Raw genomic sequence first — 25,281 nt, forward strand, 5'->3', positions numbered from 1 at the left:
CTTGGCGCCCGCCACGACTCGTGCATCCCATAGATCGGTCAGCGTCGACCACAAGGAGATGTGTCATGGTTGCTCCGGCTGTTGTTCGGGGTATCGATCAGGCCCCGACGTCCCACGCCAAACTACTCGCCTGGGTCCGGGAAGTCGCGGAACTGACCACTCCCGACCGTGTGGTCTGGGTGGACGGTTCCGACGAGGAGTGGCGTCGCCTCACCGACGAACTGGTCGAGGCGGGCACCTTGATCCGGCTCAACCCGGAGAAGAAACCGAACTCCTTCTACGCGCGCACCGATCCCGGCGACGTCGCCCGGGTCGAGGAGCGCACCTTCATCTGCTCCGTCGACGAGGCGGACGCGGGCCCCACCAACAACTGGATGGCGCCGGCCGAGATGAAGCGGGTGATGACCGACCTCTACCGCGGGTGCATGCGCGGCCGGACGATGTACGTCATCCCGTTCTGCATGGGTCCGGTCGAGGCCGAGCAGCCCATGTTCGGTGTGGAGGTCACGGACAGTCCGTACGTGGTCGCCTCGATGCGCATCATGACCCGGATGGGCGCGAAGATCCTCGAGGCGATGGGGGACGACGCCGACTTCGTGCAGGCGCTGCACTCGATCGGCGCGCCGCTCGCGCCCGGCCAGCAGGACGTGCCGTGGCCGTGCAACGAGACCAAGTACATCTCGCACTTCCCGGAGACCCGGGAGATCTGGTCCTACGGCTCCGGCTACGGCGGCAACTCGCTGCTCGGCAAGAAGTGCTACTCCCTGCGGATCGCCAGCGTGATGGGGCGGGACGAGGGCTGGCTGGCCGAGCACATGCTGATCCTCAAGATCACCTCGCCGGAGGGGAAGGTCTACCACATCGCGGGCGCGTTCCCGTCCGCCTGCGGCAAGACCAACCTGGCCATGCTGGAGCCGACGATCCCGGGCTGGAAGGTCGAGACGATCGGCGACGACATCGCCTGGATGCGGTTCGGTCCGGACGGTCGCCTCTACGCGGTCAACCCCGAGTACGGCCTGTTCGGCGTCGCGCCCGGCACCGACTGGAAGACCAACGCCAACGCGATGCGCACCCTGGACCGGGGCAACTCCGTCTTCACCAACGTCGCGCTGACCGACGACGGGGACATCTGGTGGGAGGGGATGGGTGAGCCGCCGGCCCACCTGACCGACTGGAAGGGCAACGACTGGACGCCGCAGAGCGACACCCCGTCCTCCCACCCGAACAGCCGGTTCTGCACGCCGATCACGCAGTGCCCGATCCTGGCCGAGGACTACTACGACCCCAACGGCGTGCCGATCGACGCGATCCTCTTCGGTGGTCGGCGCAAGGACACCATCCCGCTGGTCACCGAGGCGCGGGACTGGGTGCACGGGGTCTACCTGGGCGCCACGCTCTCCTCGGAGACCACCGCCGCCGCCTCCGGCGCGGTCGGCGTCGTCCGCCGTGACCCGATGGCGATGCTGCCGTTCATCGGCTACCACGCCGGGGACTACTTCCGGCACTGGATCGAGATGGGCAAGGGTGCCGACGGCGACGCCTCGAAGCTGCCCAAGGTCTACTACGTCAACTGGTTCCGCAAGGACGCCGACGGCAGCTTCCTCTGGCCCGGCTTCGGCGAGAACTCCCGTGTGCTCAAGTGGATCGTCGAGCGGATCGAGGGGCGGGCCGACGCGGTCGAGACCCCGATCGGCATGGTCCCGGCCCAGGACGCGCTGGACGTCGAGGGGCTCGACATGACCTCGGAGGACGTCCGGATCGCGCTCAAGGTCGACCCGGAGGAGTGGCGGGCCGAGCTGCCGCTGATCAACGAGTGGTTCGAGAAGTTCGGTGACAAGCTGCCGGGCGTGCTCTGGTCCGAGCTGGACGCCCTGCGCGCCCGCCTGGACGCCGCGCCGGGGCGCTGACCGCGCGCCGAGGTGGTAGCAGGGGACCCCTGCTACCGCCTCGTGCAGAGCAGGGGACCCCTGCAACCACCCCCAGCCACCCCAACCACCGCCGCGGCGGGGCGCGAACCGGCCGGGGTAGGTGTGCGGGGCGGCTGCGGCGGGCATCATCAGCAGTCATGAGGACGGCCGCCGCGACCGAGGTCCGGCGGCCGTCCGCCGTCCGCGCGCTCACCGTCCTGCTGGCGGTGACCGCGGCGGCCACCGTCGCGGTCGACCTGCTCAACTGGTGGTACGCCCCGGAGCGGGGCTTCGGCCTGGCCGTGCGGACCGGCTGGGCGCTGCTGCGCGCGTTCGGCTTCGTGCTGCTGGCCGGACACGTCCGTAGCGGGCGGACACTGGCCCGGCCGTTGGGGCTGATCCTCGTCGTCACGACCGTCTTCGCGGTCGGGCGGCTGGTCGTGCCCCGGCAGGGAGTGCCCCCGCTGCCCGGGATCCTCGGCTTCGCCCTGCTGATGCTGCTCTGCCTGGCGGTGCTCTGGCTGCTGTACCGCTCCCCGGCGGTCGCCGGGCACCTCACCCGGCACCGGGGCCGGCTGGTCATCGACCGGCAGGGCATCTCCTGGCGGGAGACCCCGCCGCGCCGCCCGCCGGTCGCCGGCTGGCTGCTCACCGCCCGGGTCGCCGCGTTCACGTACACGCCGCTCATGCTCGTCCCCGCGCTCGTGGCGGCCGGCACGATCCTGGACGGCCGGCTCGCCGCCGGACCCGTGGTGCTGGCCTGGTGCGGTTTCGCCTTCGCCACCAGCTACGCGGTGCTGTTCTGCACCTTCTTCCTCCTGCGGGGCAGGCGCTGGGCGCGCGGACTGCTGGTGGTGGTGACCCTCGGCGTGCTCGCCGTGGACCTGCCACTGTGCTGGTGGCTGCTCGGCGTCGACGGTCTGGTCCGGGACGGCGCGCCACTGGTGACCGCGGGTGCCCTCGCCCTCTACGGTCTGTGGCGGAGCGGTCGGACCGGGACCGGTGCCGCGGCGTGAGCGAGGCGGACGTCGCCGTGGTGCCGGTCGGAACGGGAGCGGAGGTGCCGCGTGAGTGAGACGTACGACGTCGCGGTGGTGGGAGCCGGTCCGGCGGGGGCCGCCGCCGCGCTGGCCGCCCGCCGGGCCGGGACGCGGGTGCTGCTGCTGGACCGGGCCGACTTCCCCCGGGACAAGGCGTGCGGCGACGGGATCGCCGCGCACGCGCTGGACGTGCTCGCCCGGCTCGGCGTCGCCGACGCGGTGGCCGGCTACCCTCCGCTGCCCGCGTTGCGCCTGGTCGCCCCGGGTGGCGACACGGTGGCCCGGGTGCTGCCCCGGCCGGCGTACACGGTCCCCCGCACGGTGTTCGACGCCCGACTGGTCGCGGCGGCCGTGGCGGCCGGGGTGGAACTGCGCCGGCACACCGTCCGCCGGGTCGTCGACCGGGGCGACCGGGTGCTGCTGGACGACGCGTTCACCGCTCGGGCGGTGGTCGGTGCGGACGGGGCCGGCTCGGTGGTGCGGCGCGGCCTCGGCCACCCGATCAACCCGGAACGCCACCTCGCGCTCGCCATCCGGGGCTACGCCCCGGCCCGGTCCGGCCCTCCGGAGCAGCTCATCGTCACCTCGGCCGCGCGGTGGCCGGCGTACGCGTGGTCGTTCCCGATCGGGGACGGCCGGGCGAACGTCGGGTACGGGGAGGTGCTGCGCGGCGAGCCGTTGAGCCGGTCGCACCTGCTCGACCGCCTCGCCGCCCTGCTGCCGGGCACCGACGCGGCCACGGTGACCGACCTGCGTGCCCACCACCTGCCGCTGTCGACCTACCGACCGCCGGCCGGGCGGGGGCGGGTCACGCTGGCCGGCGACGCGCTGTCGCTGATCAACCCGTTCACCGGGGAGGGCATCTTCTACGCGCTGCTCTCCGGCGCGCTGGCCGGGACGGCGGCGGCCCGCAGCCCGGACCGGGCCGCCGACCGGTACGCCGCCACCCTGCGCCGCCGTCTCGGCACCCACCTGCGCCACAGCTCGGCGGCGGCCTGGCTGGCCCGGCGGCGACGGGTGGTGGACGGGGCCGTCCGCGCGGCCCGCCGCGACGACCGGGTCTTCCGTACCGTGGTGGAGCTGGGGCTCGGCGACGGCCGGCTGGACGCACGGACCCTGACGATGATCGGGTGGGGACTGGCCGGACGGGTTTGAGGTGGGACGTGCTCGTTCCTGGCCCGGGTCGCTACGCTGCATGGTGATGACTCTGCGGAACCTGCTCTATTCGGTGTACGAGCGTCGACTGACGGCGAGCCTCGCGGGCAAGCCGGTGCCCCGGCACGTCGGCGTGATGTGCGACGGCAACCGCAGGTGGGCCAAGGAGATGGGCTTCGTCGACCCCAACGACGGCCACCGGGTCGGCGCCGCCAAGATCAAGGATGTGCTCGGCTGGTGCGACCAGGCCGGCATCGGGCACGTCACCCTCTATCTGCTGGCCACCGACAACCTGCGTCGTCCGGCCCGGGAACTCGACCCGCTGTTGCAGATCATCGAGGACCTCGTGGTCGAGTTGGCCGAGGAGGGCAACCCGTGGCGGTTGCGCATGGTGGGCGCGCTCGACCTGCTCCCGGCGCAGACCGCCGCCGCGCTCAAGGCCGCCGAGGAGCGCACCCGGGATCGCTGCGGCGGGGCTCAGGTCAACATCGCGGTCGGGTACGGCGGCCGGCGTGAGATCACCGACGCGGTCCGCTCGCTGCTGCTGGAACACGCGGCGTCCGGCGGCACCCTGGAGGAACTGGCCGAGGTGCTGGACGTCGAGCACATCGCCGAGCACCTCTACACCCGGGGCCAGCCCGATCCGGACCTGGTCATCCGCACCAGCGGGGAGCAGCGGCTCTCCGGCTTCATGCTCTGGCAGTCGGCGCACTCGGAGTTCTACTTCTGCGAGCTGAACTGGCCCGACTTCCGTCGGGTGGACTTCCTCCGGGCGCTGCGCTCGTACGCGAGCCGGCAACGCCGCTACGGCATCTGATTCCTCGTCCCGGGTCGTTGTCCTAGGACAACTGTCGACGAACCGCACCGCCGAACTGTCGGCGTTCCGACCATGCCCGGCCACCCGGGACACCTGTCCCTTCCGGCCGGGACGATCCTCCGGCCACCCTCCTCTGCGTCGTCCGCCTGTGGGCGGCACCGGGAGGGGTAGTAATGATCCGAAGAGGACCGACAAAGAGACGGCGACGCGTGTTCGCCGGTCGGTGGGGGAGACTCTGCGCCGTCGCGGCGGTGGTGATGGTCGCCGCCGTGGGCAACGTCGTCGTGTCGCCGTCGGCGTACGCGTCGGGTCCGGTCGTCGTCGACCAGGACACGCAGCGGCGGGGACTGTTCGCGGCGTACATGCGCTCCAGGGCCACCGGGGCCGAGGGACTGCGGCAGATGTTCCTCAGCGCGGCGATGGTCGGCTACCGGCAGCAGCACCCCGGTGCCACGTCGCAACAGCTGGTGCAGCACACGGCGTCGATGAACCAGTGGTACACCAGCCAGCTCGGCGCCGACGACCTGGCCCGGCCGACGTACCAGCTCATGGTGAAGCTGCTGGAGCTGTCGGCGCTGCACCCGTCCGGCGCGGTGGCCGCACCGATCTTCAAGGAGCTGGCCGAGTCGACGCTGGGCAAAGAGATCAAGGCGCTCGGCGAGACACTCGACGACATCCACGCCGCGCAGCGGCACAACTCGGTGATCAACCAGGTCTTCGAGCACCAGAACAAGATCTGGGGTGAGGTGGCCGGTCGGGGCGCGATCGACTCGACCTTCACCGAGGCGTGGAACGGCTACTTCGGCGCGAAGTACAACATCGTGGCGAACGCGACATCGGACCAGCTGATGGCCGACCCGCTGATCGCGACGTACGTCAACGTCGAGGCCCTGCTGGCGCACACCAACAACCTCCAGAACTACCTGGACGAGGGCAACCGGCAGATCACCGCGCTGCTCAACGAGATCAACGTACGGACCCACGCCGCCAACGCGGACGTGGAGGCGATGAACGCGGCCCTGCCGGTGGACGGGCGGCAGGCGACCCCGGCCGAACTGGAGCAGGCGAAGGCGAAGGCCGAGGAGCGCAAGAAGTGGCTCGAGGGTGCCGCCGGTGCGATCGACCTGTTCGGCAAGCTGGTCGGGCTCGCCGACCCCAAGGTGGGCGCCATCGTGATGGGCACCGGTCGGGCCGCCGTCCAGATCGCCACCGCGGTCAGTGACTGGCTCCCGACGCTCGCCGCCAACGGCCTGAAGGCGGCGCTCTTCTCGGCGAGCGGGATCGGCATGGCCGGCGCGGTGCTCGGTGCCATCCAGTCGCTGGTGCCCCTCTTCGGCGGCACCGGTCCGACCATCGACCAGCAGATCCTCGACGAGCTCAAGGAACTCCGCATGGAGCTCCGGGACTTCCGCGACGAGATGAAGGAGCGGTTCGACCGGATCGAGTTGGCCCTGGTGCAGATCTACGACCAGATGGACGAGCAGTTCAACCGGCTGCTCACCGAGGTCTGGCTGGTCCAGGACGAGCTGAAGAAGGTCGTCTCGCAGCTCGCGCTGGTCACCCAGCAGGTCGACTTCTGGGGCAGCTCGATCCTCCGGTCCCTTCAGGAGACCCAGGTGTCCCAGCTCAAGGGCCTGATCAACCAGCGGGTCAGCCACTCCGCCCGGTATCCCGAGACCCCGTTGACCTGGGACGAGTACAAGGCGACGGTGGAGGCGCTGAACACGGCGGCGAGCGTGCAGAGCAAGGCGGCGCCGTTCACCGCGGGCCTGGGCGACCAGTACCCGGAGAACAACCTCGGCGCGTTCGGCTTCCACGGCTCGATCCGCTACCTGACCGACTACGCCGAGAACAACCTGCACCTGCCGTACCTCGAGAGCGGCGGCGTGCGGGTGCAGGCTCCGCCGGTGCCGGCGGTGGAGCACTGGATGCTCGCCGCCGAGGGTTACAAGCACATGGTGGCGCAGAACCCGAACTATGCCGCGCAGGTCAACCTGACCACCGACGAGATCCTCGCGTCCGGCCGGGCCATCCAGGCGGCCGTCCGCCGGTTCAGCGCCCCGCAGAGCTGGGCCGGGAACGACCAGCTCAACCCGATGTTCATCAAGCTGATCAGCGACTATCGGACGAAGGGTGAGACGCTGTTCGGCAAGCTGCACCTGAAGCGGGACACGATCCAGAACCACCGCCTGGGCTACACGATGTTCGGCCTGCCCACCCAGGACGTGGAGGGCGCCAGCACTGCCGAACCGACGTCCGTCCCGCCGTGTTCCACCACCGTCACCTACCAGGCGAGCCGGCCGAGCAACGTGGTCAGCAAGGACGTCAAGGAGATCTGGCTGGCCGACTACGGGCGTCCCGACACCCCCGCGCAGGTCTGCTACGAGCCGGCCTGGGCGAACGAGTCCGAGCCGCCGGACCCGGACGGGGACAAGCCGTACGCGGTCTACGCCGACCTGGAGATCACCTTCAAGCTGCGGCAGCGGTGGGACGGCCAGTGGCTCACCGCGTCCACGTGGAGCAAGGTCTACCCGTACGGCAAGATCCAGCAGTACTACCCGCCGGACGACCCCCGGCAGGGCTGGCGGCGCACCCTCAGCCAGGCCATGTCGGAGAAGTGGGGCGGGGTCAAGGCGGACTTCGAGCAGACCGTGGGCCGCACCCGGGTCGACGAGGCGGCGATCCGGACGAAGGTGCGTGACTGGCTCTACGGCCAGGCGGGGCAGTACTACTACGAGGTGGTCCGGGACCTGAACAAGCCGGGTACCGAGCTGTACGAGCTGAACAAGCAGCTCACCCGGGCGGCGCTGCTGCTCCAGTCGTACACCAGGCTCGGGTTCGCCCGTTCGCTGGAGCAGGACCAGACCATCGGCATCCACCTCTTCGGGCAGACCCGCATCCCGTTCGACCAGGGGCAGTTGGAGGCCAACGTGGTCAACGGCCGGGAGGGCCACTCCGGTGGCATCACCCCGGCGAAGCGGGTGACCGCCGGCTTCGAGAGGGCCTTCAGGAACTACTGCAAGGCGGTCGTGGAAGAGCGGTGCGTGGTGAAGCCGCAGACGGACGGCGTACCGGAGCCGAACCCGCTGACGGACCCGCCGGACACCACTCCGGACCCGTACCTGCTGCCCTGCAACTGGGCGGAGCGGTGGGACCCGGTCGAGCGCTGCCTCACCTGGGCGGTCGTCCACCGGTCGAGTCAGCTCCAGCAGCGGCTCGAACTGGCCAGCGAGCGGATCGCCGACCAGGTGACCCTCACCGAGGGCATCCCGGCGGTGGACGACCTGATGCAGGGCATCCGGATCGCCGAGACGGTGGCGAAGAACGGGCCGACCGGTGCCACGGCCCGGGTCGGCGCGGTGACCGGGCTGGCCGGCAAGTGCCTGGACTCCCGGGCCCCGCACGCCGACGGCGCGGCGACCGAGATCGCGACCTGCGACAACTCCGGCCCACAGGGCTGGGCGCTGATGCCGAACCGCACCGTCATGTCGATGGGCCAGTGCCTGGACGTCAGTGGCGGCGGTTCCGCGGACGGCACCCCGGTGATCCTGTGGCCCTGTCACGGACTCGTCCACCAGCAGTGGCAGCCGTACCCCGACGGCACCCTGCGCAGCCCGCAGTCCGGCAAGTGCCTGACCGTGGCCGACAACAACTCCGCCGACGGCACCCTCGTCCACCTGTGGACGTGCGGCGCCGGGGCGAACCAGAAGTGGACCCTGCCGGCCTGACCGTCGACGGGACCACCTGACCGGGGATCCTCCGCCCACCCCAGGGGCGGGGGATCCCCTCCGGTCCACCAGGGGAGCGCCGGCGCGGCCCGCGCCGGTGACCGGAGGACGGGTCAGCGCAGCCGGGTGACGGCGTCGCTGAGGAAGTCGCCGAGGGCGGCGGGAGAGTCGATGGTCAGGTCGGCGGCGCGGGCGACCTCCTGCCCGGTCTCCGGGTTGGCCACCGCCACGCAGACCCCGACGAAGTCGGGATCCGCGGCCGCGCGGGCGCGCAGCGCGGTGAACGCCTTGATGTCGGAGACGTCGTCGCCGAAGTACCAGGCTCCGGCGGCCGAGCGGACCGCCTCGTCGATCACCATGCCCTTGTCCCGGTCGACCGGGGGCTTGATCTCCAGCACCATCCGGCCGGCCTGCACCCGCAGCCCCAGTCGGTCGGCCTGGGCCCGGCCCCAGCTCTCCACCGCCTCGGCCAGGTGCGGCGCGGTGCGGTAGTGCAGGGCCACCGAGAGGCGCTTGAACTCCACCAGGGTGCCCGGGGGCAGTTCACCACGGGCCAGTTCGGCCAGTTCGGCCATGGTGGGCACCCAGGGCAGGGCGGCCGGCTCGGTGACCGTCTCGCCGCCGGAGTGGCTGTGCTCCAACCCGTAGAGGCCGTAGAGGTCGATGCCGACGAGCCCGCCGAAGTGGTCGCGCAGGAACTCGACCGGGCGGGCGGAGACGATCGCGACCCGGCGAACGACGGGCGCGAGCGCCTCGAGCGCGGCGAGGACCTTCGGGGCGGGCTGGACCGCGGTGGGATCCTCGTCGACCGGCGCGAGAGTGCCGTCGAAGTCGAAGAAGAACACGTAGTCGCCGGCCCGCTCGGCGGTCACCGCCCAGGCACGGGCGGCGTCGAGCGGCGTCGGTGGCTCCTGGTTGCCCAGATTCAACGGCGGCACGCGCGTCAGCGTACCCCCAGGAGGGCGGTGCATTCGCGGTCGCGAGAAGCGCGTCCACCGGCGGTGCTCAGCGTTCGGCGGCTCCGCGTCCCCGCCGCCCGAACGGCACCACCGCGGCCTCCCGGTCGTGGCTGAGCAGGTAGCCCTCGACGAAACCGGCGTTCCGGTCGCCGGTGTGCGCCTCGATCTCGTTGAGCCGGGCCACCAGGAACTCGGTGAGCGCGGTGAGCCGGTCGTTGAGCCGGTCGTAGAGGTCGGCGAGGACGGCCAGGACGACCGCCGTGCCGGCCGTGGTCAGCGCGAAGAGGTTCACGAGCAGAGGGAGCTGCCCGCCGTCGATCGCGCCGATCACCACGTTGCCGGTCACCGACAGTGTCACGGACACCGTCGCGACCAGGACTGCCAACCACTTCAGGGTCATGGACAGACCCCTCCTTCTGTCCCGCAGGGCTGGGTTCGGCCTTGTCCCGTCCCCCCGCCGACGACGAGCCCAAGCAGTTAGGGGGACGCTAGCGCGCGAACCTGCCGCCCGATGCGGAACGGCGATTTCCCGGTCGGGGTTCTTTTCACCATCTGGAGAACTAGCCGGCCCGTTTGTCCGTATTCCGGGCGCTCCCCGGCAGCGGCGGACGGTAGGCGAGATACCGGACGGTCTCCCGGATGTGGAACTTCTCGAGGTCGGAGACTCCGGGGTCGACCAGGCGGCGCAACAGCGCCTCGATGTCCGGGTCCATCGGCGGGGTGTCCGGCCGGCGGCGGGACGGGCCCGTCCGGTCCCAGCCGAGCGCGGCGAAGGCCGCCGCCGGATCCAGCCCGAGCCCCTCGCAGAAGGACACCACCCGCGCGGCCTCGGGGTCGCTGCTCCAGTCGCCGCGGACCCACCGGTTGATGGTCTGCCGGGAGACGCCGGTCCGGCGGGACACCTCGGTGCCGCTCCAGGCCCGGGTCGCCCGCGCGTCGTCGAGCGCCCGGCGCACGAAGGCGGCGAATTCGATCTTGCGCGCGTGGGCGTGGTCGGTCACCCGACGACGGTACGGCCGGCCGTCCGTCACGTCGTCGTGAGACGCGCTCTTGTCACGTAGATGTGACACTGTCTTCGCATTCGACCCCGGCGGGTGGATCCCGGCGCTGCCTCCGTGACATGGGCGGGAGTCGTGATATCGAGTGTGGTCCCAAACACATCGGAAGCTGCTACTGTCACGCCCATGGGACAACTTGCGGTGTGTCGCGTGTCCGAGGCGACCCGTCCCGGCCACGCCGCCACACCAGCTACGAGGGGGGTGTGGTGACCGAACTCGCAACCCGCGCCCAGGCGTTCGGCCTGGTGGCGGAGGGGGTGGCCGCGGGTCTGAGTGCCCCGTGGCGCCTCTACCTCGCCCGGGGGTGCCGGCACGTCTCGCTGAACGTCGCGGACCGCACCGAGTGGGACGCCTGGCGTGCCCATCTCGGCTGCCCGGAGCTGAGCGTCCGGGTCTACGACGCCGGGGGCGAGATCCGGCGTGCCTCGGTGGCGGAGGTGCTCGTGGACGGCTGCCGGATCAGCGTCGAACTGGTCGAGGAGGTCAGCACCGACGACCTGGACCGGCTGCTCGTCGTCGATCCCGCCCCGCCCGGCCCGGAGGAGCGATGATGGCCCGTCCCGGCCCGAGCCCCGCCGGAGCCGCCGGATGAGCCCCTTCTTCGCGGTGTTCCTGGTCCTGCTGCTCGGCTCGACCAGCTATGCGGCCGGACGGCTGCACGGCCAGCTCAGCTACCGGATCGGGTACCGGTTCGGCTATCGCCAGGGCTACTTCGACGGGGACCGGGGAGCGTGGAACCGGAGGCGTCGGGAGGCGCAGGCGGCCCTCGCCTCGGCGCTGGCCGTCCCGCCCGGTCCCGCCGTCTGGGCCGGCGCCCCGGTCACCCGGGCGGGCACCACGTACACCGGATCGGCGTTCGCGCCGGCCGGAACCACCCGGGGGGCTGCGGCCGGGTCGTACCCCGGAGGACGTCAGCCGGGCGCGGCGGTCGGCGTCGGCCGTCCCACCGTGACCGTCGGCGCGGGCCAGTCGACCGTGACCGTCGGCGGACGGTACCCGACCGGGACACTGGCCAGCCGGCACGGTTGAGCCGACGACGACCGCCGCCCGGCGGACCCGGCGCGTCGCCCGCGACGCGCCGTGGACCCGCGTCCCACCGGACGCGGGGCCGGGGCCGGCCGGGGTGCGCGCAGGGGGCACACATCCCGGCCGGCGTCCCCGGACGCCGTGCCCGCAGCCGACTGCGCTCCGGGCCGCCCATCCGGGCCCCACCGGGTCCGCGTCCGACCCCCTCCTGGCGGCGACCAGGGCCATCGAACCGGTCGCCGACCAGGAAGTTCGTCCACTGCTCGATTGAGATCCATCTTCGCCTCTAGCCGGAACGGGCGCGGCGACGCTAGCGTCTAGTCATGGCGCGGGGTTCTCCCGGGCCAGCCGGCCAGCCCGGATCTGCGACCTCGCGCACGGGGCCCGCATCCGACCCCGTGTCCCCGGGCACCGGAGGAGGCGGAACGCGGGTGGCGGGTGCCCATCCGTCGGAGCAGGCCTGTGACGACTCGTCGTACCCCCGCCGGTGGCGATCAGACCCCGGCCGCGACCACGAACACCCGCCGGACGACCCGGAGCCGCCGTGCGGCGACGGGCGCCGCCGAGCCCGGGGAGCCCCGACCAGAGGTCTTCGTCCTGGACACCTCGGTCCTGCTCTCCGACCCTGCGGCGTTCCACCGGTTCGCCGAACACGAGGTGGTCCTCCCCCTCGTGGTGATCTCCGAGTTGGAGGGCAAGCGGCACCATCCGGAACTCGGCTGGTTCGCCCGGCAGTCCCTCCGCATGCTCGACGAGCTGCGGATCACCCACGGCCGGTTGGACCACCCGGTGTCCGCCAACGACCAGGGCGGCACGCTGCGGGTCGAGCTCAACCACACCGATGACACCGTCCTCCCACCCGGCTTCCGGACCGAGTCCAACGACGCCCGGATCCTCGCCGTGGCGCTCAACCTGGCCGCCGAGGGGCGGCGGGTGACGCTGGTCAGCAAGGACATGCCGCTGCGGGTCAAGGCCGCCGCCGTCGGGCTGCGGGCCGACGAGTACCGGCACGGCCAGGCGAGCGACCCGACCTGGACGGGAATGGCCGAACTGGAGGTCGCCGAGGAGCAGATCGGCCAGCTGTACGGCGGTGAGACGCTCGACCTGGACGAAGCGGCCGGACTGCCCTGCCACACCGGTCTGGTGCTGCACTCGGGCAACGGCTCGGCCCTGGGCCGGGTCCTGCCGGACAAGACCGTACGGCTGGTCCGGGGTGACCGGGACGCGTTCGGCCTGCGCGGGCGCTCCGCGGAGCAGCGGATCGCCCTGGACCTGCTCCTCGACGAGTCGGTGGGGATCGTCTCGCTCGGTGGCCGGGCGGGCACCGGGAAGTCCGCCCTGGCCCTCTGCGCGGGCCTGGAGGCGGTGATGGAACGCCGCCGGCACAAGAAGGTGGTCGTGTTCCGGCCGCTCTACGCCGTGGGCGGCCAGGAGCTGGGCTACCTGCCGGGCTCGGAGGCGGAGAAGATGTCGCCCTGGGCGCAGGCGGTCTTCGACACCCTGGGCGCGGTGGTGCACGAGAACGTGCTGGAGGAGGTCACCTCCCGGGGCATGTTGGAGGTGCTGCCGCTGACCCACATCCGGGGGCGGAGCCTGCACGACGCGTTCGTCATCGTGGACGAGGCGCAGTCGCTGGAGCGGGGGGTGCTGCTCACCGTCCTCTCCCGGATCGGCCAGGGCTCCCGGGTGGTGCTCACGCACGACGTCGCCCAGCGGGACAACCTCCGGGTGGGGCGGCACGACGGGGTGACCGCCGTGATCGAGGCGCTGAAGGGGCATCCCCTGTTCGCGCACGTCACGCTCAGCCGTTCGGAGCGGTCACCGATCGCGGCGATGGTGACGGACCTGTTGGAGGACATCCCGAGCTGACTGCCGGCTAAAACCTAATTTGTCACTATTTGCGTAGTGGCGCAGATCACATTTGCGGCGTGTGGTTTCCCAACGGCCCCACGGTGCGCGATGGTGTCCCACGAGCGCCCGCGCACCAGGAAGATCGTTGGTGATCATTCGTCACACGGGCCGGGGATCACCGGCCCACGGTGCCGGCGGTGACCGGCACGGTCGGGGCGCTCACGGCGCGGGTCCGCCCGGTGCTGACCGGGATCGGCCGCGCCGTGTCCTTGCCCCCGACGAAGGGACCTCTTCGTGAGTCGGCTGTGGAGCCGGTTGGGTGCCCGAACCGCCGCTGTCGCGTTGCTCTCCGTGGGCGTCGCCGGCGGCTTCTACCTGGGCGAAGACCGCCAGACCCGGCCATCGGACGCGACCGCGCAGGTCGGCCGGGTCGAGATCGAGCAGTCGCGGTACGCGCAGACCGAGCACGTCGTCGAGTCCGCGAGATACCAGATCGAGCTGCGGTCCGCGCAGCGGGCCGAGGCCGCCGCCGAGCTGGCCGCCCGCAAGGCGGCCGCCGAGCGCGCGGCCCGCAAGAAGCGCGAGGCCGAGGCGAAGGCCAAGGCGGCGGCCGAGGAGGCCGCCCGGGAGGCGGCGGAGAAGGCCTCCAAGCCGTACGACGGCCCGATCCCCGCCTCGTGCAGCGAGTACAGCGGCAACCGGAAGATCGGCTGCGCCATGCTGGTCGACGCCGGCTTCGGCATGGACCAGATGCCCTGCCTGGACCGGCTCTGGAACAAGGAGAGCGGCTGGAACCACCGGGCCAGCAACCCCTCCTCCGGCGCGTACGGAATCCCGCAGGCGCTGCCGGGCAGCAAGATGGGCTCGGCCGGCGACGACTGGCAGACCAACCCGGCCACCCAGATCGAGTGGGGGCTCGGCTACATCAAGGGCCGGTACGGCACCCCGTGCAAGGCCTGGGCGCACTCCCAGGACACTGGCTGGTACTGATCCGGCGGACCTGACCGGCGGGGGTGGGCGGCGATGCCGCCCACCCCCGCCGTCGTCTCCGCCCGGGGTGAAACCGCAGCCCGGCGGGGCGGTCGGGTGGCGGTTGGCCGCCAGAGCTGATAGCTACTTGTGGGTGACTTTCGACGGCGGCCCGTCGGGCGATGCCAACCGGTTCGGCACCGAGGCGTTCTACGCCTCGCTGGGTCGGGCCTTCGTCGCCATGTGTGCGGTGGTCCCGGTGCTCTTCCTCGTCGAGGCACTGGACGTCTGGCTGGACGCCGGCTTCGACCCGGCCGCCGGGATCATCCCCAAGCGGATCGACGGGCTGGACGGGGTCTTCTTCTCGCCCTTCCTGCACCACGGCTTCGACCACCTCTACAGCAACAGCATCCCGCTGATCCTGCTCGGCACCTTCGTGCTCGCCGCCGGGGTCCGGCGCTACCTCTGGTCCACGCTGGTGATCATCCTGGTCAGCGGCTTCGGCGTCTGGTTCACCGGGTCGTCCAACTCGATCGTGGTCGGCGCCAGCGGGGTCATCTTCGGGTACCTCGGTCTGCTGCTCACCCGAGGTGTGGTGGAGCGCACATGGTGGAACTTCGCGGTCGTGCTCCTGGTCGGCCTCCTCTACGGCTGGCAGCTGGTCGGCATCCTCCCCACCGACGAGCGCATCTCCTGGCAGGGGCACCTGTTCGGGCTGGTCGGCGGGGTGCTCGCCGCGGTGCTGTTCCGCCGCCGACCCGGGGTGGAGGCGGGGTACCCGCTCACCACGCCCTGAGCGTTTCTCGATGGGACGTGCTTGCCCGGGACGATCGACACCCCTACCGTCGGAATCAACATGTGTTGATCCTTGAGCGGAGAGTGACGGTACGCGGATGCGTGAGGTCGATGTCGCCATAATCGGGGCCGGCCCGTCCGGCCTCTACGCCGCCTACTACGCCGGGTTCCGGGGGCTCTCGGTGGCCGTCGTCGACGCCCTGCCCGAGCCGGGCGGGCAGATCGCCGCGATGTACCCGGAGAAGATGATCTACGACATCGCCGGCTTCCCCGTGATCAAGGGGCGGGACCTGGTCGCGAACCTGGTCGCCCAGGCCGCGACCGCGTCGCCCGAGTACCTGCTCGGCGTCCGCGCCGAGCGGCTGGAGTACCAGGACGGCCGGCCGGTGCTCGGCCTCGGCGGTGGCGAGCGCCTGCACTGCGGCGCGGTGATCGTCACGGGTGGGCTGGGCAGCTTCACCCCGCGTCCGCTGCCGGCCGCCGTGGGCTTCGCCGGCACCGGGCTGGTCTACTTCGTCCCGCAACCGGCCGCGCTGGCCGGTCGGGACGTGCTCATCGTCGGCGGCGGCGACTCCGCGTTCGACTGGGCTGCGGCACTGGCCCCCCTGGCCCGGTCGGTGACCCTGGTGCACCGGCGGGAGCGGTTCCGCGCACACGCGGCCACCGTGGCCCGGGTCCGCGAGATGCCGGTGCGGATCGTCGTCAACGCCGAGGTGACCAAGCTGCACGGGGACACCGTGGTGACCGGCGCAGACGTCGCCGTACGCGGCGGAACGGCGGAGACCCTGCCGACGGACGCGGTGATCGCCGCACTCGGCTTCACCGCCGACCTGGGCCCGCTGGCCGACTGGGGTCTGCACCTGGACCGGCGGCACATCGTCGTCGACAGCGCGATGGCGACCAACCTCCCCCGGGTCTACGCCGCCGGGGACATCACCGAGTACCCGGGCAAGGTCCGGCTGATCGCCACCGGCTTCGGCGAGGCGGCCACGGCGGTGAACAACGCGGCGGTGGCGATCGACCCGGCGGCGCACCTCTTCCCCGGGCACTCCTCCGACGGCACCTGACCAGCACCCCCGGCCGTCCGGGGTCGGTCAGGGGAGGCCGATCAGGTCGGCCATCAGGGTGACCTGGTGGTCGAAGTAGGCGTCCCGGTGGGGCAGGGCGTTGTTGATCCGGCCGAAGACCTCGAAGCTGATCAGCCCGAAGAGCTGGGTCCAGCCGGCCATGCCCCGGGCCAGCAGCGCCTCCGGCACATCGGTACGCAGGGCCGTGCCGACCTCGGCGAGGTCCGTCCGCAACGGCTCGGGCAACCCGTCCGGGGGCGCGGTCAGTCGCCCGCTGGCGAGCCCGTCGTGCAGGATGCCGACCAGGGTGGCCGGCGGGCGCTGGGCCGGTCCGACGGTGTCGGCGGGGGCGGAGTACCCGGGCACCGGGCTGCCGTAGAGCAGTGCGTACTCGGCTGGGCGCTCCAGCGCCCAGCGCCGGGCCGCCCGGCAGCAGGCCGTCCAGCGTCCGCGTAGGTCGGTCGGGTCCCGGTCGGCGTCGGCCGCCTCCACGACCGCGCCCAGCGCGTCGTACGCCTCGACGATCAGCGTGGTGAGCAGTTCGTCCCGGCTGGGGAAGTAGCGGTAGACCGCCGAGGAGACCATGCCCATCTCCCGGGCCACCGCACGCAGCGACAGGTTGGCGCCGTCGGTGGCGAGGTGTCGACGGGCGACGGCCTTGATCTCGGCGATCATCTCGGCGCGTACCCGGGCGCGGATCGAGGGTGCGGGCATGGACTCACTCTGCCATGGCGAGAGCGGCAACCAAAACAGAGAGCACTGCTCTTGACGGAATGTGCTGGTCAGATGCAGGATGGAGACAGCGAAAGAGAACAGTGCTCTCTGTTTGAATCGCTGTAACGAAAGGCGGCTGCTGTGTCCACTCACGTGATCGTCGGTGCCGGTCCGGTCGGTGTCGCCACCGCCCGGCTCCTCGCCGACCAGGGCTGCCGGGTGCGACTGGTCAGCCGACGCGGCCGGGGACCGGAGCACCCGGCCATCGAGCGGATCGCCGCCGACGCCACCGACGCCGATCGGCTGACCGCCCTGGCGCAGGGAGCGGCCGCCCTCTACAACTGCGCCAACCCGGCGTACCACCGCTGGCCGACCGACTGGCCCCCGATCGCGGCGGCGCTGCTGGTCGCCGCCGAGCGCACCGGCGCGGTGCTGGTCACCGCCGGCAACCTCTACGGCTACGGCCCGGTCACCGGGCCGATGACCGAGCGGACGCCGCTGCGGCCGAACAGCGTCAAGGGCGCGGTACGCGTGCGGATGTGGACCGAGGCGCTGGCCGCCGACCACGCCGGACGGGTCCGGGTCACCGAGGTGCGCGGGTCGGACTACCTCGGGGCCGGTGCGCACTCCGCAGCCACCACGCTCGTGCTGCCCCGGGCGGCGACCGGCCGGCGGATCGTCGTACCGGCCGACCCGGACGCCCCACACAGCTGGACGTACGTCGGCGACATGGCCCGTACCCTCGTCACGGTCGCCACCGACGAGCGTGCCTGGGGCCGGGCCTGGCATGCGCCGAGCCCGCCGCCGCTCTCGGTACGCGGTCTCGCCGTACGGGTGGCTGCCCTCGCCGGTGCCCGACCGCCCCGGATCACCCGGCTGCCCGCGCCGGTGCTCACCCTCGGCGGGCTGGTCAGCCGCGAGGTACGTGAGATCCGGGAGATCGCCTACCAGTTCTACCGGCCGTTCGTGTTCGACTCGACCGCCGTCACCGAAACGTTCGGGCTCACCTGCACCCCGCTGGACGAGGTGCTGGCCGAGAGCCTGGCCGCCCCGACCGCCGCCGGCCCGACCACCCCCGTCCGCTGAGGCACGCTCCCCGCACCGGTGGGGCGGGGTGGGGTGGGGTGGATGCAGGGGGCCCTTGCTCGACAAAATGCGGTAACAGGGGACCCCTGCTACCACCTCAGCGGCGTGCGCGCACCTGCCACCAGCTCAGCGGCGCACCGGCGGGCCGACCGCGGCGATCACCACGGCGACCAGGGTGAGGGCGGCTCCGACGAGGGTCGCCGGTCCGGGACGCGGAGCCGCGGTGGGCAGCCCCACGTCCAGCAGCACGGCCCCGACGATCTGACCGGCGATGGACGCCAGACCGAGCAGGAGCACCCCGGTGAACCGGACGATCGCCGCCGCGATCGCGATGAACAGGATGCCGATCGGGCCGCCCAGGTAGAGCCACGGTTCGGTGGGTAAGCCGCCGGCCGGTAGGCCGCGTACCAGCAGGTCGACGGCGAACGTGGCGAGCAGCGCCACCGTGCCGACGGCGAAGTTGACCAGCGTGGCGGTGAGCGCGCTGCCCGAGGCCGCCCGCACCTGGCCGTTGACCGCCTGCTGCCAGGCGATGCTGATCCCGGCGAGCAGCGGCAGCAGGGCCAGCGCCAGCATGCCGGGCTCGCCCAGCCGGTCGCCGACGGCGACGAGGACCGCCAGCACGGCCAGTGACGCGCCGGCCAGCCGGTTGGGGGTCACCGGCTGCCGCCCGGTCGGGCCGACGCCGGCCCGGTCCACGACGAGGCTGCTGCTGGTCTGCCCGGCCACCACCGCCACGGTGAAGACCGCGACGCCGAGCGTGCCGATGGTGAGCCCCTGCGCGGCCACGAAGAACGCGCCGCAGGCCCCGCCGAGGCAGTGCCACGGCCGCAGCGACCCGTCCCGGAGGGTGGCGCGGAGCCGGCGCAGCCCCCGCCGCCCGGTCGGGGTGGCGGGGACCAGCACCAGCAGGATCAGCAGCCCCACCCCGAAGGAGACCACCGCGGCGGCGATCCCGTCGCCGAGGCGTACGCCCAGTTCGCCGTTGATCCGCGCCTGGAGGGCCACGGTGGTGCCGGAGAACACGGCGAGCCCGACCCCGGTGAGCCGCACGGCCGTGGACGGGACCGTGTCGGCCTCCCGGGTGCCGGTCACTCCTGCTCGGCCAGCGGACGGCCATCGAAGTCGATGGCCGAGTAGAGCGCCAGCTTCTCCAGGCGGTGGTAGGAGTCGATCACCCGGATCGTGCCGCTCTTGGAGCGCATCACGATCGACTGGGTGTACGCCCCACCGGCCCGGTAGCTGACCCCGCGCAGCAGGTCGCCCGAGGTGACGCCGGTGGCCACGAAGAAGCAGTTGTCCCCGGTGACCAGGTCGTCGGTGGTGAGGACCCGGTCCAGGTCGTGGCCGGCGTCGAGGGCCTTGGCCCGCTCGGCGTCGTCCCGGGGCCAGAGCTTGGCCTGCATCATGCCGCCCATGCACTTCAGCGCGCAGGCGGCGGTGATCCCCTCCGGGGTGCCGCCGATGCCCATCAGCACGTCGACGTCGGACTCGCCCCGGGCGGCCGCGATGGCACCGGCGATGTCACCGTCGGAGATGAACCGGATGCCCGCCCCGGTCCGGCGGATCTGCCCGACCAGGTCGTCGTGACGGGGGCGGTCCAGTACGCAGACCGTCACCTCGGAGACGTCGGTGCCCTTCACCCGGGCGATCCGGCGCAGGTTCTCGGCGACCCCGGCGTTGATGTCGACGACGTCCGCGTACGCCGGCCCGACGGCGAGCTTCTCCATGTAGAAGACGGCGCTCGGGTCGAACATCGCGCCCCGCTCGGCCACCGCCAGCACCGCCAGGGCGTTCGGCATGCCCTTGCTCATCAGCGTGGTGCCGTCGATCGGGTCGACCGCCACGTCCACCTCGGGGCCGCTGCCGTCACCGACCTCCTCGCCGTTGAAGAGCATCGGGGCGTTGTCCTTCTCACCCTCGCCGATCACCACGACGCCCCGCATCGGGATCGAGTTGATCAGTTTGCGCATGGCGTCGACGGCTGCCCCGTCCCCGCCCTCCTTGTCGCCCCGTCCGACCCACCGCCCGGCGGCCATCGCCGCCGCCTCGGTGACGCGGACCAGATCGAGGGCGAGGTTGCGGTCGAGATCCTGGGGGATCCGCGTCCTGGTGTTCGTCATGACGGCTCTCCTCCTCGCGACGGTGCGGGGTGGACCGGCGGGATGCGGCCGTCGCCGCCGCCGGCTTTGTCACTGATCCTCACACGGTGGCCAGCGAAACGTCCTCGCCGGTGGTCAACCTAACGCCGTAGCCGGTCGGAGGTGGCCTGGATCCGACCAACCCGGCGGCTGCGAAGATAGGGGGGTGGAGCCCGCAGAGCGCGTACCCGCCGATTCGACCCCGCCGGAGGGCCAGCCGCCGCTGACCCCACCCGGGACGACGACGCCACCGCAGGGACAGCCCCCGGTGCCCCCGGTGCCCGCGAGCGGGCGGGCGGGGCGTTCGGAGCGTTCCCCGAAGGACATGGCGATCTCGCTGCTGGTGCTGCTCGTGCCGATCGCCCTGCTGCTCGCCTTCTACCGGGGTTTCCTCGGCGGCGAGGAGCCGACCGTCGTCGACCCGGCCCCCGCCGTCGAGCAGGCCCGGTCGGCGAACGTCTTCCCGGTGGCCGAGCCGGCCGGTCTCGGCTCCGGCTGGCGGACCACCACGGCCCGGTTCCAGCAGACCGACCAGGGAGCGAGCCTGCGCCTGGGCTACCTGACGCCGGAGGGGCGCGGGGTCCAGCTCGTGCAGAGCAACGTGCCGGTGGAACGGCTCCTGCCCCAGGAACTCACCGACCGTAGCCAGCCGCAGGGCGCGCTCGACCTGGACGGCCGGAGCTGGCAGCGCTACACCGCCCGGGGCAACGAACGTGCCCTGGTGCTCCTGGAACCGGCCCGGACGGTGATCGTGGTGGGGGACGCGACCGAGAACGAACTACGCGAGCTGGCCGACTCCGTACGGTAGGGTGCGCGCCGGACTGGGTACACAACGCCCAGACGGGCATCCCGTTTCCCGGTATCCCCCCATTCCGGCGCCGGGTCGCGCCGGACGACAACTGGAGACGTCCACGTGAAGATTCGACGGTGGAGCGCCGGCGTCCTCGCCGCCTCCCTGCTCGTACCCGGCCTCACCGCCTGCAAGTCCGACGGCACCGAGTCGGCCGCGCCGACCGCCAGCAACTCCGCGGCCACCTCGGCGATCCCCTCGGACGCGAAGGAGGCGCTGCTCGCCTCGACCAAGGAGATCAGCAAGGGCAACTTCAGCTTCACCATCAACGGTGGCGAGCTGAACGGCACCGGCAAGGTGCACGCGCCGACCAAGAGCGCCGAGATGTCGATGACCGGCGGCGACGCCGCCTCGGCCGACCTGACCATGGAGATGCACCTGGTCTTCATCGACACCGACACCTGGGTCATGGTCCAGTTCGGCGGTTCGATGGCCACCGCCATGCCGAAGCAGGCCACCTCCGGCAAGTACCAGCACCTCGACCGTTCCCGGATCAAGGGCATCGACCAGTTGGAGTTCGACTTCAACGACGTCGACCCGGCCGGCAGCGCGGCGCTGACCAAGGCGATCACCGAGGTCCGCAAGACCGGCGACGGACTGTACGCGGGCACCATCGACGCCACCAAGGCCACCGACTCCGACATCCTCGACGCCGACGCGCTGAAGGCCCTCGCCGGCCAGGCCTCGGCGCTGCCGTTCACCGCCAAGCTCGACGCCCAGGGCCGCCTGGTCGAGCTGGGCCTGGAGGTGCCGGCCGCCGGGAGCGCCCCGGCGCAGAACCTGGTCGTCACCTACGCCGACTACGGCACGACCACCGCGGTGCAGAAGCCGCCGGCGGACCAGGTCGTCGAGGCGTCCGAGGACGTGTACAAGATGTTCAAGTAGTCCACACTCGGGTGCGGGGCGGACGTGGTCCGCCCCGCACCCGTTTCAGGCGTCGGCGTCCTGCCGGGCGGCGTCGATGCGCGCGCGGGCGCCGTCCAGCCAGTGCTGGCAGATCTCGGCGAGCCGCTCGCCCCGCTCCCAGAGCGCCAGCGACTCCTCCAGCGAGGTGCCGCCGGCCTCCAGCCGTTCCACCACCGAGGCCAGTTCGGCGCGGGCCTGCTCGTAGCTGAGCTTCTCGGGGTTCTTCTCCGCAGTCATCGCCTGCCATCCCACCACACGCGGCTCAGCCGTCCACCGTCGCGGCGAGTTCACCGGCGGCGAGCCGTACCCGCAGCGGGTCGCCGGGGGCCACCTCGGCCGCCGCCCGGACGACGTGCCCGTCCGCACGCTGCACGATCGCGTAGCCGCGGTCCAGGGTGGCGGCGGGGGAGAGGGCCCGCAGCCGGGCCAGGGTGTGCCGCAGGTCGTTCTCGGCGGTGCCGAGCCGGTGGTCCAGACAGCGGCCGGTCCGGGCGCGCAGGGCGGCCAGGTCGGCGGCCCGCTGGTCGACCATGACCTGCGGACGGGCCAGCACCGGGCGGGAGCGGAGCAGGTCGAGCCGGTGCGACTCCCGGTCGACCAGGTTGCGCACCGCGCGTTCCAGCCGGTGCCGGGCCTGCCGGATGAGGCGTACCTCCTCGGCCAGGTCGGGAACCACCCGCTTGGCGGCGTCGGTCGGGGTGGAGGCCCGCACGTCGGCGACGTAGTCCAGCAGCGGGGCGTCGGTCTCGTGGCCGATCGCGCTGACCACCGGCGTACGGCAGGCGAAGACCGCCCGGCAGAGCGCCTCGTCGGAGAAGGGCAGCAGGTCCTCGATGCTGCCGCCGCCCCGGGCGATGACGATCACGTCGACGGACGGGTCGGTGTCGAGCACCTTCAGCGCGTCCACGATCTGTGGCACCGCGCCCGGCCCCTGCACCGCGACGTTCACCGTACGGAAGTCCACCGCCGGCCACCGGCGGCGGGCGTTCGTGAGCACGTCGCGTTCCGCGGCCGACGCCCGGCCGGTGATCAGCCCGATCCGGCCGGGCAGGAACGGCAGCCGGCGCTTGCGCGCCCGGTCGAAGAGCCCTTCGGCGGCGAGCAGCTTCTTGAGCTTCTCCAGTCGGGCCAGCAGCTCGCCCAGGCCGACCTGGCGGATCTCGTCGGCGCGGAGGCTGAGCGTCCCCCGGGCGGCGTAGAACTCCGGCTTGGCGTGCAGCACCACCCGGGCGCCCTCGCGCAGCTCCGGCGCACCCGCGTCGAGCACGTCCCGGTTTGTGGTGACGGTGAGGCTCAGGTCGGCCGACGGGTCACGCAGGGTGAGGAAGACGGTGGAGGCCCCCGGCCGTCGGCTGATCTGCGCCACCTGTCCGTCGACCCAGACCCAGCCGAGCCGCGCGATCCAGGCCCCGACCTTCTGGCTGACCACCCGGACCGGCCACGGCTCCTCGGCGGTGCTCCGGGGCGGCCCGCCACCCTCGCCGCTCCCGTTCCCGGCACTCCCACCACTCACGCACCCACCCTAAGCCCCACCCCACCCACCGTCGGCGCCCACGCCGGCCGGGTGTGCCCGCGACGGCCGCCGCACGGGGTGCGCCCCTGCCGGGGGCACGTACGATGGGCGGGTGACCGAGGCTCAGGCGACCCCCCAGACCGGCAAGCGCGTGCTCCTGGCGAAGCCCCGTGGCTACTGCGCCGGCGTCGACCGCGCGGTGCAGACCGTCGAGGAGGCGCTCAAGCTCTACGGTGCGCCGATCTACGTACGCAAGCAGATCGTGCACAACAAGCACGTGGTCCGGACGTTGGAGGCCAAGGGCGCGATCTTCGTGGAGGAGAACGAGGAGGTCCCCGAGGGGGCGACCGTCATCTTCTCCGCGCACGGCGTCGCCCCCGAGGTGCACGAGCAGGCCCGGGCCCGGTCGCTCAAGGCCATCGACGCGACCTGCCCCCTGGTCACCAAGGTCCACCACGAGGCGAAGCGGTTCGCCGCCGAGGACTACGACATCCTGCTGATCGGGCACGAGGGGCACGAGGAGGTCGTCGGCACCACCGGTGAGGCGCCCGCCCACATCCAGCTCGTGGACGGCCCCGAGGACGCCGACCGGGTGACCGTGCGCGACCCGAACAAGGTCGTCTGGCTCTCCCAGACCACGCTGTCGGTGGACGAGACGATGGAGACGGTGGCCCGCCTGCGCAAGCGGCTGCCGATGCTCCAGTCCCCGCCGAGCGACGACATCTGCTACGCCACCTCCAACCGCCAGCAGGTGGTCAAGGAGATCGCGCCGCAGTGCGACGTGGTGATCGTCGTCGGCTCGCGCAACTCCTCGAACTCGGTCCGTCTGGTCGAGGTCGCGGTGGACGCGGGGGCCCGCGCCGGGTACCTCGTCGACTTCGCCTCCGAGATCGACGACGCCTGGCTGGCCGAGGCCCGTACGGTCGGCCTCACCTCCGGCGCGAGCGTCCCGGACGAGCTGGTGCAGGACGTGCTGGCCCACCTCGCCGTCCGGGGTTTCGGCGAGGTGGAGGAGGTCGTCACCGCCAACGAGCGGCTGACCTTCTCCCTCCCGCAGGAGCTGAAGCGGGACATGCGCGCCGCCGCGGCGGGTGCCCGCGGCTGACGCGCCGGTGGCGGACCGGGTCGGAACGGATCCGGGGCCCGCTGCGTCTGAGGCGGTATGAAGACGTATCGGATCGCGCTGCCGGTCCTGGTCGCCTGCCTGGCGCTGGGCGCCTGCGCCGGCCAGGACGGCAGCGGTAACCAGGATGGCGGCACCACCGCCAGCCCGAGCCAGACGGGAGCGCCGGTGACCACTCCACCCGACGGGACTGCCGATCCGGTCGTGCCCCCGCCCGCGGGCAAACCGCCGACCGAGCGCCAGCCGACCGAGTGGCCGCCGGGTGGCCCCGGCGCGTCCTCCGCTCCGGGCGGCGCGACCATCACCGGAACCGTCACCTCCGGGGTCGAGCCGGGGTGCCTGCTGCTCGGCGAGTACCTCCTCGTCGGTGGCCCGCGCGACATGATCAAGTCGGGTGCCAAGCTCACCGTCACCGGCCGGGTCCAGCCCGACCTGATGACCACCTGTCAGCAGGGCACGCCGTTCCTGGTGGACAGCGTCAGGCGGGCCTGACCCGCCGGGTGGCATGCAGCGCCGGGTCGCCCGCAGCGGCCGGTCGGACGGAACGCCACAACGGGTGGAGCCCGTCCCCGCGAG

At 72.3% G+C, this 25,281-nt stretch carries 24 protein-coding genes; 16 read left to right on the forward strand and 8 right to left on the reverse strand.

What is annotated here, in order from left to right; all coding sequences use genetic code 11:
* Nucleotides 1-65: 65 nt before the first annotated feature.
* From IGA62_RS17040 to IGA62_RS29660, 5 genes are all read left to right on the forward strand, one after another.
* Entirely contained in the window at nt 66-1,907 is a 1,842-nt protein-coding gene (locus tag IGA62_RS17040; protein WP_145819979.1) for a phosphoenolpyruvate carboxykinase (GTP), read from the forward strand.
* Nucleotides 1,908-2,065: 158 nt separating this feature from the next.
* Nucleotides 2,066-2,923, forward strand: a complete 858-nt coding sequence (locus tag IGA62_RS17045; RefSeq protein ID WP_145819977.1) for a hypothetical protein — start codon at nt 2,066-2,068, stop codon at nt 2,921-2,923.
* 51 nt (nt 2,924-2,974) lie between these two features.
* Nucleotides 2,975-4,102: a geranylgeranyl reductase family protein gene (locus IGA62_RS17050; RefSeq protein WP_145819975.1), complete on the forward strand. Its 1,128-nt coding sequence runs from the start codon at nt 2,975-2,977 to the stop codon at nt 4,100-4,102.
* Nucleotides 4,103-4,148: 46 nt separating this feature from the next.
* On the forward strand, nt 4,149-4,919 hold the full coding sequence (locus IGA62_RS17055) for an isoprenyl transferase (RefSeq protein ID WP_145819973.1): 771 nt from the start codon (nt 4,149-4,151) through the stop codon (nt 4,917-4,919).
* 209 nt (nt 4,920-5,128) lie between these two features.
* The gene (locus IGA62_RS29660; protein WP_198501077.1) at nt 5,129-8,647 is read left to right on the forward strand and encodes an RICIN domain-containing protein; all 3,519 of its coding nucleotides are present in this window, start codon (nt 5,129-5,131) and stop codon (nt 8,645-8,647) included.
* A 113-nt stretch (nt 8,648-8,760) separates the two neighbouring features.
* On the opposite strand, the gene otsB is transcribed toward IGA62_RS29660, so the two are convergent.
* The 3 genes from otsB to IGA62_RS17075 form a co-directional block, all read right to left on the reverse strand.
* Nucleotides 8,761-9,585, reverse strand: a complete 825-nt coding sequence (otsB, locus tag IGA62_RS17065) for a trehalose-phosphatase (RefSeq protein ID WP_145819971.1) — start codon at nt 9,583-9,585, stop codon at nt 8,761-8,763.
* A gap of 67 nt (nt 9,586-9,652) precedes the next feature.
* A complete protein-coding gene (locus tag IGA62_RS17070; RefSeq protein WP_145819969.1) occupies nt 9,653-10,006 on the reverse strand; it encodes a hypothetical protein in 354 nt (117 codons plus the stop codon).
* 160 nt (nt 10,007-10,166) lie between these two features.
* Nucleotides 10,167-10,607 (reverse strand): helix-turn-helix domain-containing protein, encoded by a 441-nt coding sequence (locus tag IGA62_RS17075; RefSeq protein WP_145819967.1) that lies wholly within the window; start codon nt 10,605-10,607, stop codon nt 10,167-10,169.
* A gap of 263 nt (nt 10,608-10,870) precedes the next feature.
* Here IGA62_RS17075 and IGA62_RS17080 point away from each other — a divergent pair, with 263 nt between their 5' ends.
* The 6 genes from IGA62_RS17080 (at nt 10,871) to IGA62_RS17105 (ending at nt 16,372) form a co-directional block, all read left to right on the forward strand.
* The gene (locus tag IGA62_RS17080) at nt 10,871-11,215 is read left to right on the forward strand and encodes a hypothetical protein (protein ID WP_145819965.1); all 345 of its coding nucleotides are present in this window, start codon (nt 10,871-10,873) and stop codon (nt 11,213-11,215) included.
* Between the two features lie 37 nt (nt 11,216-11,252).
* Nucleotides 11,253-11,693: a hypothetical protein gene (locus IGA62_RS17085; protein ID WP_145819963.1), complete on the forward strand. Its 441-nt coding sequence runs from the start codon at nt 11,253-11,255 to the stop codon at nt 11,691-11,693.
* A 459-nt stretch (nt 11,694-12,152) separates the two neighbouring features.
* Entirely contained in the window at nt 12,153-13,559 is a 1,407-nt protein-coding gene (locus tag IGA62_RS17090) for a PhoH family protein (protein WP_145819961.1), read from the forward strand.
* 276 nt (nt 13,560-13,835) lie between these two features.
* Nucleotides 13,836-14,531, forward strand: coding sequence for an aggregation-promoting factor C-terminal-like domain-containing protein (locus tag IGA62_RS17095; RefSeq protein ID WP_145819959.1), 696 nt, complete (start codon nt 13,836-13,838; stop codon nt 14,529-14,531).
* A 133-nt stretch (nt 14,532-14,664) separates the two neighbouring features.
* Nucleotides 14,665-15,306 carry a rhomboid family intramembrane serine protease gene (locus tag IGA62_RS17100; protein ID WP_091457110.1) on the forward strand — a complete coding sequence of 214 codons (642 nt, stop codon included), beginning with the start codon at nt 14,665-14,667 and terminating at the stop codon, nt 15,304-15,306.
* Between the two features lie 97 nt (nt 15,307-15,403).
* Entirely contained in the window at nt 15,404-16,372 is a 969-nt protein-coding gene (locus IGA62_RS17105) for an NAD(P)/FAD-dependent oxidoreductase (protein ID WP_145819957.1), read from the forward strand.
* A 27-nt stretch (nt 16,373-16,399) separates the two neighbouring features.
* Here the strand turns inward: IGA62_RS17105 and IGA62_RS17110 are convergent, their stop codons facing one another.
* Complete coding sequence (locus IGA62_RS17110) at nt 16,400-17,086, reverse strand: TetR/AcrR family transcriptional regulator (protein ID WP_145819955.1); 687 nt, start codon at nt 17,084-17,086, stop codon at nt 16,400-16,402.
* 141 nt (nt 17,087-17,227) lie between these two features.
* Here IGA62_RS17110 and IGA62_RS17115 point away from each other — a divergent pair, with 141 nt between their 5' ends.
* Nucleotides 17,228-18,172 (forward strand): NAD-dependent epimerase/dehydratase family protein, encoded by a 945-nt coding sequence (locus tag IGA62_RS17115; RefSeq protein WP_145819953.1) that lies wholly within the window; start codon nt 17,228-17,230, stop codon nt 18,170-18,172.
* A gap of 126 nt (nt 18,173-18,298) precedes the next feature.
* Here the strand turns inward: IGA62_RS17115 and IGA62_RS17120 are convergent, their stop codons facing one another.
* Together IGA62_RS17120 and glpX are read right to left on the reverse strand one after the other, a co-directional pair.
* Nucleotides 18,299-19,267 (reverse strand): DMT family transporter, encoded by a 969-nt coding sequence (locus IGA62_RS17120; protein ID WP_232624675.1) that lies wholly within the window; start codon nt 19,265-19,267, stop codon nt 18,299-18,301.
* Nucleotides 19,264-20,295 carry a class II fructose-bisphosphatase gene (gene glpX / locus IGA62_RS17125; protein WP_145819951.1) on the reverse strand — a complete coding sequence of 344 codons (1,032 nt, stop codon included), beginning with the start codon at nt 20,293-20,295 and terminating at the stop codon, nt 19,264-19,266. The genes IGA62_RS17120 and glpX overlap by 4 nt, the downstream gene beginning before the upstream one ends.
* A 184-nt stretch (nt 20,296-20,479) precedes the next feature.
* Between glpX and IGA62_RS17130 the strand changes: the two genes are divergently transcribed.
* Entirely contained in the window at nt 20,480-21,121 is a 642-nt protein-coding gene (locus tag IGA62_RS17130; RefSeq protein ID WP_145819949.1) for a DUF4245 domain-containing protein, read from the forward strand.
* Nucleotides 21,122-21,226: 105 nt separating this feature from the next.
* Complete coding sequence (locus IGA62_RS17135) at nt 21,227-22,048, forward strand: hypothetical protein (RefSeq protein WP_145819947.1); 822 nt, start codon at nt 21,227-21,229, stop codon at nt 22,046-22,048.
* 45 nt (nt 22,049-22,093) lie between these two features.
* Here IGA62_RS17135 and IGA62_RS17140 read toward each other — a convergent pair whose 3' ends face one another.
* On the reverse strand, nt 22,094-22,306 hold the full coding sequence (locus IGA62_RS17140) for an exodeoxyribonuclease VII small subunit (RefSeq protein WP_091457137.1): 213 nt from the start codon (nt 22,304-22,306) through the stop codon (nt 22,094-22,096).
* A gap of 25 nt (nt 22,307-22,331) precedes the next feature.
* Nucleotides 22,332-23,582, reverse strand: coding sequence for an exodeoxyribonuclease VII large subunit (gene xseA / locus IGA62_RS17145; protein WP_145819945.1), 1,251 nt, complete (start codon nt 23,580-23,582; stop codon nt 22,332-22,334).
* A gap of 112 nt (nt 23,583-23,694) precedes the next feature.
* Here xseA and IGA62_RS17150 point away from each other — a divergent pair, with 112 nt between their 5' ends.
* Nucleotides 23,695-24,687 carry a 4-hydroxy-3-methylbut-2-enyl diphosphate reductase gene (locus tag IGA62_RS17150; RefSeq protein WP_145819943.1) on the forward strand — a complete coding sequence of 331 codons (993 nt, stop codon included), beginning with the start codon at nt 23,695-23,697 and terminating at the stop codon, nt 24,685-24,687.
* A 57-nt stretch (nt 24,688-24,744) separates the two neighbouring features.
* A complete protein-coding gene (locus tag IGA62_RS17155; RefSeq protein ID WP_145819941.1) occupies nt 24,745-25,197 on the forward strand; it encodes a hypothetical protein in 453 nt (150 codons plus the stop codon).
* Nucleotides 25,198-25,281 lie beyond the last annotated feature (84 nt).

This window comes from Micromonospora sagamiensis (assembly GCF_014680085.1).
Lineage (GTDB): Bacteria > Actinomycetota > Actinomycetes > Mycobacteriales > Micromonosporaceae > Micromonospora > Micromonospora inyonensis.